The organism is Acidimicrobiia bacterium, from assembly GCA_009694375.1.
GTDB lineage: Bacteria > Actinomycetota > Acidimicrobiia > Acidimicrobiales > VFJN01 > VFJN01.
The window spans coordinates 64,441-81,164 of the sequence record SHVB01000010.1; the positions used below are offsets into that span (position 1 = coordinate 64,441).

At 65.7% G+C, this 16,724-nt stretch carries 15 protein-coding genes and 1 tRNA gene; 10 read left to right on the forward strand and 6 right to left on the reverse strand.

Features of this window, described 5'->3' with window-relative positions:
• The first annotated feature begins 46 nt into the window (after positions 1-46).
• From EXQ71_07995 to EXQ71_08025, 7 genes are all read left to right on the forward strand, one after another.
• The gene (locus EXQ71_07995; GenBank protein MSO87447.1) at positions 47-1,798 is read left to right on the forward strand and encodes a fatty acyl-AMP ligase; all 1,752 of its coding nucleotides are present in this window, start codon (positions 47-49) and stop codon (positions 1,796-1,798) included.
• A gap of 22 nt (positions 1,799-1,820) precedes the next feature.
• The gene (locus EXQ71_08000; protein MSO87448.1) at positions 1,821-2,159 is read left to right on the forward strand and encodes a polyketide synthase; all 339 of its coding nucleotides are present in this window, start codon (positions 1,821-1,823) and stop codon (positions 2,157-2,159) included.
• A gap of 35 nt (positions 2,160-2,194) precedes the next feature.
• The gene (locus EXQ71_08005; protein MSO87449.1) at positions 2,195-2,737 is read left to right on the forward strand and encodes an N-acetyltransferase; all 543 of its coding nucleotides are present in this window, start codon (positions 2,195-2,197) and stop codon (positions 2,735-2,737) included.
• Positions 2,734-3,303 carry an N-acetyltransferase gene (locus EXQ71_08010; protein ID MSO87450.1) on the forward strand — a complete coding sequence of 190 codons (570 nt, stop codon included), beginning with the start codon at positions 2,734-2,736 and terminating at the stop codon, positions 3,301-3,303. The genes EXQ71_08005 and EXQ71_08010 overlap by 4 nt, the downstream gene beginning before the upstream one ends.
• Before the next feature lie 128 nt (positions 3,304-3,431).
• Positions 3,432-4,370: a hypothetical protein gene (locus EXQ71_08015; GenBank protein MSO87451.1), complete on the forward strand. Its 939-nt coding sequence runs from the start codon at positions 3,432-3,434 to the stop codon at positions 4,368-4,370.
• Positions 4,371-4,509: 139 nt separating this feature from the next.
• On the forward strand, positions 4,510-5,820 hold the full coding sequence (locus EXQ71_08020; protein MSO87452.1) for an FAD-binding protein: 1,311 nt from the start codon (positions 4,510-4,512) through the stop codon (positions 5,818-5,820).
• Between the two features lie 509 nt (positions 5,821-6,329).
• Positions 6,330-8,924, forward strand: a complete 2,595-nt coding sequence (locus EXQ71_08025) for a phosphodiesterase (GenBank protein ID MSO87453.1) — start codon at positions 6,330-6,332, stop codon at positions 8,922-8,924.
• Positions 8,925-8,970: 46 nt separating this feature from the next.
• On the opposite strand, the gene EXQ71_08030 is transcribed toward EXQ71_08025, so the two are convergent.
• From EXQ71_08030 to EXQ71_08040, 3 genes are read right to left on the reverse strand one after another with little or no spacing between them, the layout of a single operon-like run.
• Positions 8,971-9,675, reverse strand: coding sequence for an SCO1664 family protein (locus EXQ71_08030; GenBank protein ID MSO87454.1), 705 nt, complete (start codon positions 9,673-9,675; stop codon positions 8,971-8,973).
• A 7-nt stretch (positions 9,676-9,682) separates the two neighbouring features.
• The gene (locus EXQ71_08035; protein MSO87455.1) at positions 9,683-10,378 is read right to left on the reverse strand and encodes a DUF3090 domain-containing protein; all 696 of its coding nucleotides are present in this window, start codon (positions 10,376-10,378) and stop codon (positions 9,683-9,685) included.
• Positions 10,165-10,821, reverse strand: coding sequence for an MSMEG_4193 family putative phosphomutase (locus tag EXQ71_08040; GenBank protein ID MSO87456.1), 657 nt, complete (start codon positions 10,819-10,821; stop codon positions 10,165-10,167). Before EXQ71_08040 ends, EXQ71_08035 begins: the two co-directional genes overlap by 214 nt.
• A 45-nt stretch (positions 10,822-10,866) precedes the next feature.
• Between EXQ71_08040 and EXQ71_08045 the strand changes: the two genes are divergently transcribed.
• Positions 10,867-11,535 carry a uracil-DNA glycosylase gene (locus EXQ71_08045; GenBank protein ID MSO87457.1) on the forward strand — a complete coding sequence of 223 codons (669 nt, stop codon included), beginning with the start codon at positions 10,867-10,869 and terminating at the stop codon, positions 11,533-11,535.
• 83 nt (positions 11,536-11,618) lie between these two features.
• On the opposite strand, the gene EXQ71_08050 is transcribed toward EXQ71_08045, so the two are convergent.
• The gene (locus EXQ71_08050) at positions 11,619-12,425 is read right to left on the reverse strand and encodes a sulfite exporter TauE/SafE family protein (protein ID MSO87458.1); all 807 of its coding nucleotides are present in this window, start codon (positions 12,423-12,425) and stop codon (positions 11,619-11,621) included.
• Positions 12,426-12,449: 24 nt separating this feature from the next.
• Positions 12,450-13,604, reverse strand: coding sequence for an oxidoreductase (locus tag EXQ71_08055; protein MSO87459.1), 1,155 nt, complete (start codon positions 13,602-13,604; stop codon positions 12,450-12,452).
• 167 nt (positions 13,605-13,771) lie between these two features.
• Here EXQ71_08055 and EXQ71_08060 point away from each other — a divergent pair, with 167 nt between their 5' ends.
• Complete coding sequence (locus EXQ71_08060; GenBank protein ID MSO87460.1) at positions 13,772-15,016, forward strand: acyl-CoA dehydrogenase; 1,245 nt, start codon at positions 13,772-13,774, stop codon at positions 15,014-15,016.
• A gap of 79 nt (positions 15,017-15,095) precedes the next feature.
• Positions 15,096-16,553, forward strand: a complete 1,458-nt coding sequence (locus EXQ71_08065; protein ID MSO87461.1) for a LytR family transcriptional regulator — start codon at positions 15,096-15,098, stop codon at positions 16,551-16,553.
• Positions 16,554-16,597: 44 nt separating this feature from the next.
• On the opposite strand, the gene EXQ71_08070 is transcribed toward EXQ71_08065, so the two are convergent.
• A tRNA-Arg gene (locus EXQ71_08070) sits at positions 16,598-16,672 on the reverse strand.
• Positions 16,673-16,724 lie beyond the last annotated feature (52 nt).

The following is a 16,724-nucleotide window of genomic DNA, read 5'->3' on the forward strand; positions in this document are numbered from 1 at the left end:
CCGTGCCCCCCACCTTTGGGCGGGTTGATCGTGGGAGGATGCCGCTATGGGGGGCACGGGGACGACGTCGATGAGCCCGCGCGAGGGGCCTGAGTCGTTGCTCGGGATGGTGGCGGCGAGGGCCGCTGAGCATCCGGACCAGCGGCTCTATTCGATGTTCGAATCGGCCGATGGCCCGGCGGGATCAATCACCGCCGCCACGTTGCACCGTCAGGTCCTGGGCGTGGGGTGCCACCTTGCCGACACACTCGCCCCGGGTTCTCGAGTGCTGCTGCTCCTTCCTCCGGGGAGGGCATTTGTGCTGGGTTTCCTGGGCTGCGTGGCGGCCGGGTTGGTCCCCATCCCGGCGGCCCCGCCGAGTCGGGCGCGCTTACGTCAGAGTCTCCTTCCCTTGGCGCGCATCCTGGCCGATTGTCAACCCCGGGCCATACTTTCCACCGAGGCGTTGGCAACGGCGACGATGGCCGGGATCGAGGCTTCCGACCCGCTCCTGTCGATCCCCTGGCATCGCCTCAACGATGCGGTGCGCCGTGACGGGGGGAACTGGGTGCCGCCGCCGGTGGATGCCCGGCAACCGGCGTTCCTCCAGTACACCTCGGGCTCCACGATGGCTCCTCGAGGGGTGGTGGTGACGCACGCCAATCTGCTGGCGAACCTCGCCACTATTCAGCGTGCTTTTGCTACGACCAGCCAGGACCACGGAGTGGTGTGGCTACCACCGCATCACGACATGGGCCTAGTGGGCGGATTACTGACCCCCCTCCACGGCGGATTTGCGGTGACGCTGCTGACGCCGCAGGAGTTTGTGCAGTCCCCGGTGCGTTGGTTACGGGCCATCACGCAAGCCGGTGGCACGATCAGCGGCGGTCCCGACTTCGCCTACCGGATGTGCGTCGAGCGGGTTCGTGACGATCAACTCGACGGACTGGATCTCAGTTCGTGGCGGTTGGCTTTTACCGGAGCGGAACCGGTGAGTGCGGGCACCTTGCGGGCGTTCGGGGAGCGGTTCGCTCCGGTGGGGTTCCGACCCTCCGCGTTCTATCCCTGCTACGGGTTGGCGGAAAGCACGTTGTTTGTCTCGGGGGGAGTGTCGGGCCGTGGCCCCACCGTCACGCCTCTTTCGCGGCTGGGGTTGAGTACCGGGGTGGCGGCGACGCCGGTGGACGCGGACGATGTTCGCGCGCTGGTGAGCAATGGCGAAGTCGTCGGGGACGATACGGTGCTGTTGATCGTTGATCCGCAGACGCACACGGAGTGCGCGCGGGGTGAGGTGGGGGAAATCTGGGTGCGGGGCCCGTCGGTGGCGGCGGGGTACTTCGGCCAGCCCGACCTCAGCCGGGAACGGTTTGCGGCGACGACGGCTGAGGGCGACGGCCCCTACCTGTGCACGGGCGATCTCGGATGTCTGGTGGATGGCCAGTTGTACGTGACCGGTCGCCTGAAAGACACCCTGATTGTGGACGGACGCACCCTGGATGCCCACGATGTGGAGGAGGCCGTTGGGCCGGCGATCCACGCCGACCGTCAGGGGCTTACGGCTGCCTTGAGCGTCACTGCCTCGGGCCATGAACGGATGGTGGTGGTGCAGGAAGTGGGCCGGGCGGCGGTGGCCGGGGCGGCCGCGTTGACCGGGGAGATCTACGCCGTCGTGGCCGAGCGCTTCGGGGTGCGGCCCGACGATGTGGTCCTCGTCCCGATCGGGTCGCTGCCCCGCACCACCAGTGGCAAGTTGCGACGGGCCGAGGCCGCCCGCCTGCTGCTGGCCGGCGAACTTCGCCGATTGGGCCAAGGGCTTTGACGCGGTCTGGTAATACTGGGCCGTGATGGAACCACCGCCGGACACTCCGCCTCTGAGCGAAGAGGACATTGCCGCCTGGTTGCAGGAGCGCATCGCCGAGTTGCTTGAGGTCCAACCGTCCGTGGTGGGGCAGCACGATCGCTTCGAGACTTATGGCCTCGGGTCATCCGACGCGGTGTTTCTCACGGGCGACCTTTCCGAGCTGGTTGGCCGGCCCCTTTCGGCCACCCTCGCCTGGGAGTTTCTCTCGATTGCCGATTTGGCGGCCTATCTTGCCGCAGTCCTTCGTGGGGAAATTGAGCTTGACGACGACCGGATTGACTGGGACCTTGACGCCCGCTTCGAGAGCCCCCACCAGTGATCGATCACCCCTCCACCGCCGGGCCGGTCCCTGCGATGGTCGAGCTCGATGGTTTCTCGTTGCAGTTGCTCGAACCTTCCCGCGCCCACCTGGTGGCCGAGATGCTGGGCCAGCGGGGCCACCGCTTCATCCTGGACTTGCCGCCCGATGAGGCCACGTTAGCGGCGATCCTGGCCCACCTTCCGCAGGAACCTTGGGCGCTGCCGTTGGCGGTGGTACGTGCCGGTGAGTGCGTGGGCATGGCCACTACCGCGCTGGCCAACGTGAAGGCGCTCACCGCCGGTTTCACGGCATTATTCACTGATCCGGGCGCCGCCGTACTCCCCCTAGCCATGATGGTCCGCCATCTCTTTTGGTTGTTCCCGCTCCAGCGCATCCACGCCCAGATTCCCGCCATGGACCTCACCAGTGAATACGTGGACCTGCTCACTTCCGTGGGGTTCGTTGACGAAGGACGCCTCATGGCTCACGTCGTTATCGCTGGTCAGCCCTTCGACATGGTGGCACTGGGGCTCCTGCGCAGTGACTTCGAGCGCTGGTGCGCCGTCCACGAACCGCGCCTGGTGCTGGCACCATGAACGGTCAGCGCCCGCCGGAGACTCTCGAGGGCAAGAGGGCCCGGCTCGAACCGGCCGCTTCGATCGATCCGCTTGAGTTGCTCGACCTGGACTGGGCGCGTTCGCTCCACCCGGCCATGGGGGGCTGGATGACGCGCCCCCCCCGGCCCGGCCCCGGGATGATGGGTATTCGCGATCAACGCGACGGCGCGGTGATCGGGGTGCTCGATGCCGTCGAGATGACGGGGTATCCCGGTGTGGTCAGCGTCAGTGTGTACGCCGACCCGGCTCGCCGACGGGCGGGCACGGCACTGGAGGCCTATGCGTTGTTCGTGACGTGGTTGTTCGAGCACGGCGCCCGTCTGATCCACCACGAGGTGCTGGAACTCAACCATCCGATCCAGCGCATCCTGCGTGGGATCGGTGTGCCGCCGTCGGCTCGCTTCCGGCATCATGCCTACGCGGCCGGCCAGTTCTGGGATGTCTTGGTCTACTCATTCGACGCCGCCTGTTGGGACCGTGTACGTACCTCGGTCGTGCCTCGCGCGCCGGGTGCGAAGCCCCCGGCCCTGCCGCCTAGTCGCTAAAGCGCTAACGCCGCAATTCGCCATCGGCGACGCGGAACTCTCGTCGTGTTATCGTCTGCTGGCGTGCCAATGGTGTAACCCCGTATGGGCCAGAAAGCCTGCGGCGCGTCGGCACGCCACCCATCAATGTGACCGAACGTAAAGCTCGCGGAACCAAAGCCGAGGACGGAGATATCATGGCGAACAAAGATGATCTAGACGTTGAGATAGTGGAGGAGGCCCGCAGTCGTCGGCACATGCTTAAGCTCGCCGGTGGAGTCGTCGCCGGCGGAGCGGCGGTGGCCTTGGCTACGGCCTCTCCCGCCGCCGCAGAAACCGATGACCCCCTAAAATTGGGATGGGGGTTAAACCAGACGCTTAATACGACGGCGGCCTGGTACTACGGTGTGAATACAGATGCTGCTTTTACTTTCGGTCACGTTGTTGCGGGTGGCGTGGCCGGTGGACCTGAACTAGGCCCCGACATTAAGGCCGGCGGGACAGGGCGTATTTCGCAAGTGTCGTCGCTGGGCGAGGTAAACAGCCAGCCGTCCTTTGGAGTTAACGTTTCACCTCATCTGGGCGGCGGACCGGCTCATGAACTGGTGCGCAGCCAGGCAGGCCTCCTGTGGGCCTCCACCGGAACCGGCACTGGCGCGAACACCCTGTGGAAGCGGATGAACACGGTCCGTACAGACAGGGCAACCGGCACTGGGGTCGCCCTGACGCCCCAACGAATAGTCGATACCCGGACCACGTCGGCGATGATTTTCGGGACTACTCGAACTTTTTCTCCTCTTCCGACGGCATACGCCGCCGGAATTTCCCCTGAGTCCGTGGCGCTGATGGGGAACCTCACCATTACCTCCCCCTCCGCCGGCGGTTATGCCACGATCTATCCGGCCGGCGTGGCCGAACCGGCCACTTCGAGTATCAACTTCGCCGCCGGCCAGACGGTGGCGAACTTTTTCTGCGTCGGACTCGGGACGGGCGTACAGGCGGGTAAGTTCACCGTCATTGCTCGGAAATCCGGCGGGTCGGGCGGTAGCTTGCAGGTCATCGTTGATGTCACTGCGTACATCCAGTAGCAGTCGTCAGGCTTACTGATCTGTCCCACGACCGGGGCTTCCGCCCCGGTCGTGGCGCGTCCGGTATCACGGGATCGGAGCGCCTTGCTCCGACGGGCGGGGCGCGCGACACACGGCCGCTAGGGTCGGGCCGGTGAGCATGAAAGACCGAACCTCCTGGACGAACTGGGCGGGCAATCAGTCCTGTGCGCCCACCTCCATTCGTCGCCCCACCGGCGAGGCGGATCTCGTTGCCATCGTCAAGGAGGCCGCCCGAGCGGGCATTCGGGTGAAATGTGTGGGTGCCGGGCACAGTTTCACGCCGATCGCCTGCACCGACGGGGTGCTCGTGGATCTGGCGAAGTACGGCCGGGTCGTGGGCCACGATCCAGGGGCTCGCACGGTCACGGTGCAAGCGGGTATCTCCCTGGCGACGCTGTCGGACGAACTCGACCAGCGGGGGTTGGCCCTTGAGAACATGGGTGACATCTCTCAACAGTCGATCGCCGGGGCTACCGCTACCGGCACCCATGGCACTGGCTGGCACTTTGGCAACATCTCCAGTCGGATCGTGGGGCTTCGCCTGATCGCCGGGGACGGCTCGATCCTTTCGGCCACCGCCGAGGAGAACCCCGGGGTGTTCGCCGCCGCTCGCGTGGGGTTGGGTGCGCTGGGCATCGTGTCCACCATCACGATCCAAGCGGTCAAGGCCTTCCGGCTCCATGCCATCGAGGAACCGCGGCGCGTCGATGAGATCCTGACCGACTTCGACGGCTACATGTCCAGTGCCGACCATGTGGAGTTCTACTGGGTTCCTCACACTGGGTGGGCACTTACCAAGCGAAATCGGCGCACCGACGAGCCGGCGGTGCCGCGTCGGAAGGCCAAAGAATTTCTTGATGACCTTCTCATCACGAACGTGGGCTTCGGGGCCTTGTGCCGGATTGGGCGACGCCAGCCGAGCCTGATCCCGCGTCTAGCCAAGATTTTGCCCTCCACCGGTCGGATGGAATACACCGATCGCAGTGATCGCGTGTTCACCAGTCCTCGACGGGTGAAGTTCTACGAGATGGAGTACGCCATCGACCGGGATGCCATTCCTGAGGCGCTCAACCGGGTGCGGGCCCTGGTGGACGAGGCGGGCATCCAACTGAGCTTTCCGGTGGAGGTGCGGGTGGTGGCACCCGACGACATCCCGCTGTCTACCGCGGAGGGACGCTCTACGGGGTACATCGCTGTCCACGTGTATCAGGGCACCCCGTATGACGCCTATTTCCAGGGGGTCGAGCGGATAATGGGGAGTTATGGCGGTCGCCCCCATTGGGGGAAAATGCACTTCCAGGGCTACGAGAGTTTGGCGACGCGCTACCCGCGGTGGGACGAGTTTCAGGCGGTGCGGAGCCAACTCGACCCTGAGGGCCGATTCACCAACCAGTACCTCGAGCGCGTGTTGGGGCCCATCACTACGTAGAGCGCGCAAATCCGGGGAACGAAGCGGCTGACTTCCTGTGTTGTATCAACCACTGTTAGTAGTGAAATAACTACTCTCCGTATTTAGTCCTAATGACCACATAAAGTGGCGGTACAAACACCCTCCGTATCCCCTCTGACCAGGGTAAATGCCCCTTGCCACGATCGGTCGCGCGCCGTATCGTCATCCTCATTGAGGCACCGATCGCCTCGAAATGAATTACTCAACTAGTTGAGTAATCTCACGGAGAGCGGTCAATTAAGCAATCACACCCCTAGAACGACGTTGGAGGACATGAAATGAACAAGCTTGGTGTTGAGTGGGGCGGCCGTGGTCTGCATCTCCGTGGTCTGCATCTCCGTGGTCTGCATCTCCGTGGTCTGCATCTCCGTGGTCTGCATCTCCGCTGACCAGCGGTAGTCGCTGAACTCAACGAGCCCGGCCTCTGCGCCGGGCTCGTTCGCGTCCGGAGGCTTGACCCAGAAGCCGCGATTCGGTTCCCTTACCCGGTGGAACGAGATCGCCCCGATCGACTCGGTACGTGGGCGTCGGTAGACGCTCGGTTGTGGATGCTGGCCTTCGCTCTCGCGAGTTTGGCGGCGTTGCTGGCGGTTCCTTTGCTACAGGACGAGGTCTTGCCGCAGAGCCCCTTCACCATCCCGTGGTGGGCCATGACCATCGGCTTCATGATCACCGAGTCGTTTGCGGTGCACCTCGAGTCTCGGGGCGAGGCCCACGCCATCACCTTCACCGAAATCCCCTTCGTGGTGGGCCTCATGATGGCCGCCCCGGATGATCTACTCATCGGACGAGTACTTGCCGGTGTCCTCGTTCTCGGGCTGCTCCGCCGGCAATCAATCCATAAGTTGGTCATCAACCTCGGCCTGTTCGCCGCCGAAGCGACGCTGGCGGTCACGGTGTACCGGGCAGTGTTGGGGACGGGATCAGCCACCGGCCTGCCCGGATGGGTGGCCGCCTTCGCGGCGATGCTGTCGACCCAGGTCCTCGCCACGATCTCGGTCACGATCGCCATCTGGATCTTCAGCGGTTGGGCTGGCCGAGCCGCGGTGCAGCAGGTGGCGGTACTGGGTGCGATGTCATCGATCGCCAATACGAGCGTGGGGCTCGCGTTCGTCATCTCAATCTGGCAAGAGACCTATGTGGGCTCCCTCATGGTGACGGTCATCGCCGTCCTCTTTCTCCTCTACCGTCGCTTCGTTCAGCTCACCGAGCAACACAAGAATCTGGCAACCCTCCACGGCTTCACTCGGTCGTTGGGCAGTTCTGAAATTGTCGAAATCGAACGAGCGGTGGTGCTGGGGGCGCGCGAAATCCTGCGAGCTGAACATGCCGCCCTGCTGCTGCCGCCCCTGAGGGATGGCACCTCGGCCACCCGCGTACTCGCCCTGGGCGATGTCGTGACCCACATCGCTATCAGCCGGGATGACCTTGCGAGAGACCTGGAGCGGATGCTCCCCGACGGCCAGCCGCGCCTGTACACGCCGGGTGAGCCATTACCGGGGTGGCTGGGCGAACTAGGGGTGAAGGACACGGCGATGGTTCCCCTCAGGAACGAGGGAGCAGTGGTCGGTGCCCTAGTGGTGTCGAACCGCCTCACCGACGTCAGTTCTTTTGTGGCCGAGGACCTCGTGGTGTTCGAGACTCTGGCCAACCTTGCCCAGGTGGCCCTGGAGAACGGGCGACTGGTGGAGACGCTGAAGCACGACGCCCAAGAAAAGGCCTACGAGTCCCTGCATGACCCGGTGACGGGACTGCCGAACCGGGTATCGTTGGAGCAGGAACTGGACCGAGCTATCCGCACTGCCAAACACAATGAGCAGCGCGTGGGCCTGGTGTTTGTGGATCTCGATACCTTCGCCGAGGTCAGCGACACCCTTGGTATCGCCGCCGCCGACCGCGTGTTGGTGTCGGTGCGAGACCGTCTTTTGGCACTGCTGTCGGGCCGGACCCAACTTGTGCGCTTCACCGGCGACCAGTTTGTGGTACTCGTGACGGGCCCCACCTCCGAGGAGGCCATCGTCGGTCTCGCCGAGGTCATCCGAAACGATTTCGACGCGCCCTTCACCGCCGACACTGTCTCGCTCGTGCTCGGTGCCAGCCTCGGCGTCGCCTTGTATCCCGATCACGCCCGGGATGCCGACACCCTCCTCACCCGGGCCTACGCCGCCACGTACACCGCCCGTACCGAGGGTTCTGGTATCGAGGTCTACTCCGCCGAGGCCGATCCGTACGCCCCTCGCCGGCTGGCCCTGGCCGCCGAGTTAGCGGCGGCCATTGAGAAGGGCGGGGTCGATGTGTACCTCCAGCCCAAAGTGAATCTGCTCGACGGCATGGTGGTAGGGGCGGAGGCATTGGTGCGCTGGACCCACTCGCGCCTCGGGCCGCTGGGACCCGACCAGTTCATCCCGGCGGCCGAACACACCGGGGTGATCCGTCCGCTCACCCTCTATGTGGTGAAGGAGGCACTGGATCAGTGCCGTATCTGGCGAGACGCCGGCTTTGATCTCACCATCTCGGTCAACCTGTCGGCCCGGAACCTTTTCGACACCCATCTGGTGCGCGACATCGGCGCCGCCATCGTCGAGGCTGGTGTTCCGGCCACGTCCCTCACCCTGGAGCTCACCGAGTCCACCGTGATGGCGGGCTCAAATCGTTCGATGGAGGTGATCAATGGATTGCATAACTTGGGCGTCGGGCTGTCGGTGGACGACTTCGGTACCGGCTACTCCTCCCTGACGCACCTCCGTAAGTTGCCGGTGACCGAGCTGAAAATCGACAAGTCGTTCGTGATGACCATGATGACCAACGACCAGGATGCGGTGATCGTGCGAGCCCTGGTAGACCTCGGCCGGAGTCTCGGGTTGCGGACCGTGGCCGAGGGGGTCGAGAGCCCAGAGGCGCTGGGTATGTTGCGCACCTACCAGTGCGACGAAGCCCAGGGGTATCTCATCAGCCGGCCGCTACCGGCCCAGCAGTTCCATCGCTGGCTGGATTCTCAATCGGGGCGCCGTATCGATCACGGCCCCGAAGTGCTGGCGTTCCCAAGGGACCAGCGCCGTATCGTCGGCGACTTCGGCCCGTAACCCGGCCCCGCATGATTGGGCGGCGGCCAGGTCCGATGGTGACGGGTTAGACCAGGGGCCAGGGGTAGCGATGGCCGGTGTTGTCGATGGGGAACCGTCCCTGCCGGAGCAGGGTTCGGGCGCGGGCGCGGACCGCCGCTTGTTCCTCGGGGTCCAACAAGCGGGCCAGCGCATCGGGGAGGGCCTCAGCCTCGGCGAGGATGGCCACCGCTTCGAGCAGCGGTGCGGGCACCGGCTCGCCACCGAACTCCCAGATGACGGTGCGGAGTTTGAACTCTTGGTGGAACATCAGTCCGTGGTCGATGCCCTGGATGCGCCCGTCGAGACCCAGCAGGCAGTGGCCGCTCTTGCGGTCGGTGTTGTTGCCCACGAGGTCGAAGGCACACATGGTGCGAAGTTGGTCGTGGAGCATTTCGTTTTCGTAGAGGGTGAAGTAGTGCTGTTCTACATCGGCCTCCACGAACCGCTGGAGGGAACCCATGCCCAGCGGCCCCTCCCGCAGGACCGTCATGGGCACGATGTCCCAGCCCAGGGCCTGGGACAGTTCGTAGGCCGCCACTTCACGATGGTCGAGGCCCGAGGGGAAATCCCAGAGGGGGCGCTCACCCCGGCGGGGCTTGTAGATGGCTTGCAACTCCTCGGCCCCGGCGGTGAGCTGGCAGAGGTAGGTGGCGTTGGAACTCCAGGGCATACGGCCGAGGATCTCCACCTCGCCGTGGTGAAGCAGCGTGGCCACCGCGGCGGCATCCATCAGCGGGTCAGTTCATCCGCGGGCAGGCATGGCCCTCGGCATCAACGGGGAGACCACAGAACCGACAGGGGGGGCGTCCGGCCGAGACGAGGTTGCGGGCATGGCCCACGAAGGCGGCTACTTGGGATCGGTTCAGGTGGACCTTCACGCTCGGCGCCTCTTCATTGGGTTCCTCGTCGGTGAGTTCCTCGAACACCACCACGATGCGGTCGGCCGGTTCGTCGTAGGCCACCCCGATGGGGCCGACGGTCCACAGTTCCCGCACCGGCTCCACCAGGGTGAGGTCGCCGGTGACCAACTCGTAGCGAGCCGGTTCGAGATCGTCGAGCAGACCATCGAAATAGTCGGCGAGGGCGGCGATCTGTTGTTTCTCGCAGCGCAAGGTAAGTACCAACTGATCGTCGCGGGCCTGCAGATAAAACACGCGCTGACCCGCGGGGCCGATAGCCCCGCTGGTGAAGACGTCCGGCGCAGGGAGGTCGAACGAGCTCACGACGGCACCAGCGCGGCGAGATTGCCGGTGGAGTTGACGGCCAACACGAGGGGGCCATCGGCGTGGTAGAGAATGGCCGACACCGAGCAGGGCGAGATCACGATGCGCTGGAACAGATCGAGGTGCGTTCCCATGGCGTGGGCGACGGCCGCTTTGATCGGATCGGCGTGCGACACGGCCACGATCGTCTCGCCGGGGTGGGCCCCGCACAACTTCTGGATCGCTCCACAGATACGGGTCTGCATTTCGATGAAGGACTCACCGCCGGGAAAGCGGAAACCGCTCGGATTGCGTTGCACCGTGCGCCACTCGGGGAGTTTGTAGAGGGTGGCGAGCTTGGCGCCGGTCCACTGGCCAAAGTCGGCTTCGATCAACCCGGCATGGCGGCGGGTGCGCCGCCCGAGGGCTTTGCTGATCGGCGCGGCGGTTTCCTGGGTGCGCTCGAGGGGTGAGGCATACACGGCGGCCACTCGCCGCTGGTCGGTCTGGAGGTCGGCGATCCGCTCCGCCACCCGTTGGGCCTGCTGCCGGCCCGTGTCGGCTAGGTGAAGGCCGGCGGCTCGCCCGGGAAGCACTTTGCCGGTGGTGGGGGTCTGCCCGTGACGCACGAGGAGCACGAGCGTGGGCGGCGGGGGGGTGGTGGCGCGGGCCATAAGAGAGTTCTCAATCTATCGTCGCCGGTTGTGGGAACCGATCGGATGGAGGGATTAGCCGCCGTCGAGGCCGAGGTGGTGGCCTGTCGGGCCTGCCCGCGCCTGGTGGCGTGGCGGGAGTTGGTGGCGGTGGAGAAGCGGTCGTCGTTTCGAGATGAGCAGTATTGGGGCCGACCCGTGCCCGGCTTCGGAGATCCCAACGCCACGGTGGCCATCGTGGGGTTAGCCCCGGCCGCCCATGGCGCCAACCGTACGGGCCGCATGTTTACCGGTGACCGATCGGGCGATTTTCTCTACGCCGCCCTCCACCGCACTGGGTTCGCCAGCCAGCCCGAGAGCGTGGCGCGTGGGGATGGCCAGCGTCTGCGCGACGCGTGGATCACCTCGCCGGTTCGGTGCGCCCCTCCGGCCAACAAGCCCACCCCGCAGGAACGCGACACCTGCTCGCCGTTTATGGAACGGGAACTGGCGCTGCTGCCGGTGCGCGTGTTCGTGCCGCTGGGCGGCTTCGCCTACGACGCGCTCTGCCGACTTCTCGGCGTGGTCGGCCGCCCCCGCTTTACCCATGGCGTGGAGGTGGCGTTACCCGACGAGCGATGGATCGTGGCTAGCTACCACGTGAGCCAGCAAAACACGTTCACGGGAACGCTCACCGAGGCCATGCTCGACACCGTGTTGCGCCGTGCCCAAGCCTTAGCCCACCCGGCTTCCTGACGTCGCGGGGTTCCCTCGGCGGACAGCGTTCCCCTCGGCTACCGGCGCGGCTGGGGCGCTGAGGACCCGGCGGCGGTTGAGAGTTAGCGCAGGGCGAGGAGTTCGCTGCCGGCGTAGAGGAGGGCGATGATCCCGAGGAAGGTGGCCACGGTGAGGCGCAGGCGGCGATCGGCCGCCTTGATGGTGAGGGCGGCGCCGATGCGAGCACCGGGGATGACGCCCACGATCAGCGCCGCCGCCACCCGCCAATCCACCTGTCCGTTGAGGGCATGGGTGATCGTGCCGGGAATGGCAAAGGCTCCGACGCACACCAGCGACGTGGCGATAGCCGACTTCACCTCGCGGCGGGCGACCTGCACAAAGGCCGGCACCAGGATCACCCCGCCGCCGATACCGAGCAGCCCGGAGAGGAAGCCGCCCACCACGCCGATGGCGGCGTAACGGGCGTTGGTGGCCCTTCCCTGCGGCGGGGAACCGGTGGCGTCAAGGCTTGCGGAACGGTCGGGATTCGCCGGGCTGGCTACCGTGGCCATCCGGTACGAGGAAAAGCCGAGCAGCCCCGCGGTGACCAACTGGAGGAGGTGGCCCTCGCCGGGTACCTGCGCCGATATCTCGCTGCCCCCTGCGGCGGCCACCAAGCCCAACGGGATGGTGGCCCAAACGGCCGGCCAGAGGATGAGGTCTTCGTGCCGGTACCGCAGGGCGCCGCTGAGGGCGCCGGGGATGATGACCGGTAGTGCGGTGCCGATCGCCACGAGGGGCGCCAGCCCCAGGAGCCGCATGCCGGGCTGGGAGATCACTCCGCCGCCTACGCCGAAGAGCCCGGAGAGCACGCCGGTGGCCAGACCGAGCAAGACGGTGAGGGCGTCGCGGAGCGGACCGATGTCCATGGGGCCGAGGTCTCTGCGGGGCGGTTAGGGCTTGGACGGTTTCGGGGGGTTCTTCGGGAAGTCGATCGCGGTGGCCGGCCAGCGCTCGCGGCTCTTGGCGGAGAGTTTGTGCATGAGGGCGATGGCCCCGGGATCGTCGTCGCCGGGCCGGGCCTCGATGGAGCCGTCGTCGATCATCCGGCTGATGATCTCCCGGCCGAGGTCGGTGCGCACGATGGTGAGGGTCCAGTCGTTGAACTTGCCGATCCCGCCGGTGGAAATGTCGGCGTGCTCGGCGGCGAAGTCCGGGCAGTGGACGCACCCTTCTCGGGTCCAGGCGTGGCACTCCTTGAGGTTGATCTCGTGGTAGGCGCCGTCGCGCATCCAGATCTGGAAGACACCCTTGATGTTCATCTTCACCATCTGCTCTTTGGCCAAGCCGTATTTGGTCCAGAAGAGTTCCTCGAAGATCGAGTCGTCGAAGCTCTTGGAGCACAGGAGACCGATGTTGAACACGATGGGCTTTCCCACCTTGCCGATCTTGCGGCTCCACATCACCGGCGGCACCGACGACTGGCAACTCATCCCCACCAGCGCCAACTTGCTGAAGCCCCGTTCGAGGGCTTCGGGGAGGGCGAGGGTGTTGGCCGAATAGGTGTAGCGCGATCCGGCGCCGGCCAGTACCTCCTCTTTGGTGGTGGCCACCCCGGGCATGGCTTTCCAACTGCTTTCCCCTTCGCCTCCGCCTTCGAGGTACGAGGTGAGGGCGGCGTCGATGTAGCCCTGGTCGAGCGCCCAGATGAGCAGGGCCGACACGAGGCCGCCGTCTTGTCCCATCTGATGAACCATGGCGTCGCTCGCCCGGGTGAGGAGGATGTCCTGGTAGATGCCGCTGGGTTCGTCGGGTTGACGCACCCGGGCGAAGAGGTGCTCATCGGCCTCGGGTTCCCAGGCCCGAAAGCGCGGGCACGCCCGGGTGCAGGAGGTGCAACCCTTTTGGCCGTGGATGCAGTCGTCGAGGCCGAGCTCCTCTTCGAGATGGAAGGGTTTGTAGGCGCCGGGGGCGTGTTCGTACCCGATGACGTCGTGGGGACAGGCGATCACGCAGCCGGCGCAACCGGTGCAGAGCCCGGAGGTGATCACCTCGTCGTAGAGCTCTTTCCATTGGAGTTGCCAGCGCTCTTTGTTGCCAGCAGACATGGCGTAAGGGGCGGCGGCGGGCTCGTTCAACACGGTCATACCCGCAGCGTACGAGTTCTGGAGCGGGTCCCCCACGCTCACTCCCCCCGGGGACCTCGGCGGGGCCGGGGTCGAGCCAGAGGGTTCCCCGCTGGCGCTCGAGTGGGGGGTGCGGCCAACATGCCCAGATGGACCTGACGTACCCGCCCGACGCCGAAGAGTTCCGCACCGAGATCCGGGGATGGTTGGAAGACCATCTGCCCGCTGGATGGTTCGGGGCGGGCTTCGAGATGTCGGCGACGGAGCGGGCCGCCTTCAGCGAGGCATGGGCCCAGCAGCTCTACGCCGGGGGCTGGATCTGTGCGACGTGGCCCATCGAATACGGCGGCAAGGGCCTGAGTTTGATGCAGGGGGTGGTGCTGGCCGAGGAGTTTGCCCGGGCTAAAGCCCCGTTGCGGGCCGATTTCTTTGGCGACACGTTGGTGGGGCCCACCATCTTGCAGTGGGGGAGCGAGGAGCAGAAGAAGGAGTTTCTGCCGAGGATCATGGGCGGCACGGTGCGCTGGTGTCAGGGCTTCAGCGAGCCCGACTCGGGTTCCGACCTCGCTTCACTGAAGACCACCGCCGTGCTCGACGGCCACGAGTTCGTGATCAACGGGCAGAAGGTGTGGACCACTCAGGCGCAGTTCGCCGACTACTGCTTCCTGCTGGCCCGCACGGATCCCAATGCGACGAAGCACGCCGGGATTTCCTACCTGCTGGTGCCCATGAATCAGCCCGGGGTGGACGTGCGTCCCATCACCCAGCCCGATGGCACCGCCGAGTTCAACGAGGTGTTCTTCGCCGATGCCCGCTGCCCGGCGGAGAATGTGGTGGGCGGGTTGAACAACGGGTGGGCGGTGACCAACACCACGTTGGGATTCGAGCGAGGGCAGTCGGCCACCACCGGGTACCGCCGCTTCCTGGAGGAGTGGACGGTGATGGTGGCCGAAGCCACTGCCAATGGTGCCATTACTGATCCCGTGATTCGTCAGCGCCTTGCGCAGTACTGGTCGAAGGTGCAGATCATTCGCATCAACGGGTTGCGCACGCTGACGGCTAGTTACACGGGCCGTAAGGACCCCTCGGTGGCTGCGTTGGGGGCGACCAACAAGATGCATTGGTCCGAGATGCACCAGGAGGCGATGGAACTGGCGCTGGATATTTACGGGGCGCGTTCCATGCTCGCCGATGTGGGTCCGGCGTCGGGTTCGTGGCCCGGGGCTCTGCGGGGCAAGGTGACCGAGGGCTACGCCGTGAGCCCGATGGTGTCGACGTTCTTTTTCTCCCGTTCGGAGACCATCTGGGGTGGGACGTCCCAGATCCAGCGCAACATCGTGGGCGAGCGGGTGTTGGGTCTGCCCAAAGAACCCAAGACCGATAAGAAAGCGTAGGACCTTCACGCCGGTTCGTTGGTCAGCGCGGTGGGGGTGACCTCTGATGACGGAGGCCGCCCGGTATCGTTAGCGGGCCATGACGCCTGCTTCTTCTCCTCGGGCGCGCCCCCGCCCGTGGTTCCAGCGCTTAGTGCTGGCGCTGGGGGTGGGCATCGTGGGCACCTTGGTGGGAGTGGCCCTGGTGGCGGGCTACGTGGGTATTCGCTTTGGCCAAATCGGCCGGGTGGACAACATCGACTTGCAGAGCGCGGCGGCGGGCGAACCGGCCAACTATTTGATCGTGGGCACCGACAGCCGGGCGGGCCTGGATGCGAGCGACCCTGACGCGGGGAGTTTTCTCGGCGATGCCGGGTGCAACTGCACCGACACGATCATGGTGGTGCGCGTGGACCCCAACGAGGGCACCGCCAGCATTCTGTCGTTCCCGCGCGACCTCTATCTACCGATTGCCGGGAGCGGTAAGACGGCGCGAATCAACACGGCTCACGGTCAGGGAGTACAGGTGCTGATCGACACCATCGAGGAAAACTTCGACATCCCCATCAACCATTACGCCGAGATCGATTTCGTGGGCTTTGAGGAACTGGTGGACGCGGTGGGCGGTGTTCCGATGTGGTTCGACGCACCCGTGCGCGATTCGCATACCGGGCTGTCGATCCCCGGAGCGAAGTGCCAGGTGCTCGATGGGCAGACCGCCCGGCGGTTCGTGCGGTCGCGGTACCTGCAGTACCGAGACGCTGACGGCCAGTGGACCACCGACGGAACCGCCGACCTGGGGCGCATCACCCGACAACAGATCTTCATCCGGCGTGCTGTCGCCAAGGCGGTGAGCAAGGGGTTGACTAATCCCGTCACGCTGAACACTCTGGTGGGGGCGGGGGTATCGAGTGTGCAACTCGACGGCGGGCTGAGTGCCGGTGATCTACTCGGACTCGGGAAGAAGTTTGCTCGCTTCAACGCCGAGGACCTCGAGGGATTCGCCATTCCGTCGCACCCGAAGACCACCAGTGGCGGGGCGATGGTGGAGATCCCCGACATGCGAGAGGCCGAGCCGTACCTCAACATCTTCCGAGGTTTGCCGATCGGGACGGTGACCCCGGGGGTGATCGACGTGACGGTGCTGAACGGTTCGGGAGTAACGGGCCGGGCGGCCGATGCCGCCGGGGCGTTGCAGAAGGTGGGCTTCACCATCACCGACATCGACACGTACAGCAGGAGCGATGTGGGGCGCACCACGGTTCGTTTCGGGGCTGGCGGTGAGGCGATCGCCCGTCGGGTGGCCGACCACATCTCCGGGGGGGCGGCGCTGGTGCCCGATCCCAATGGGACGGCGGGGGCGGTGGTGGTGGTGATTGGTACCGACTTCACCACCGTGCACGATCAGCCCGCCCCCGAGGGCTCGGTCGATGCGGGTCGCACCACCGTCGCTACTACCGGGGGCGCGTCGGCCGCTGGTGATTTTGGAGCCGCCGCCACCAGTACCACCGTGGCCGGGTACGCCACCGGCGAGCCGCCCGTCGGCGTGCGCTGCTAAGGACAACGGCGTCCGGGCCCGCGTCACGCCGGCGGGGGAGTAGGTGGCGCCCTCGGCAGGACTCGAACCTGCGCCACCGGCTCCGGAGGCCGGTGCTCTATCCGCTGAGCTACGAGGGCGGGTACTGCGAAAACGGCACTGGGCAACCCTGGACCGGACCCCAAGGGCAAG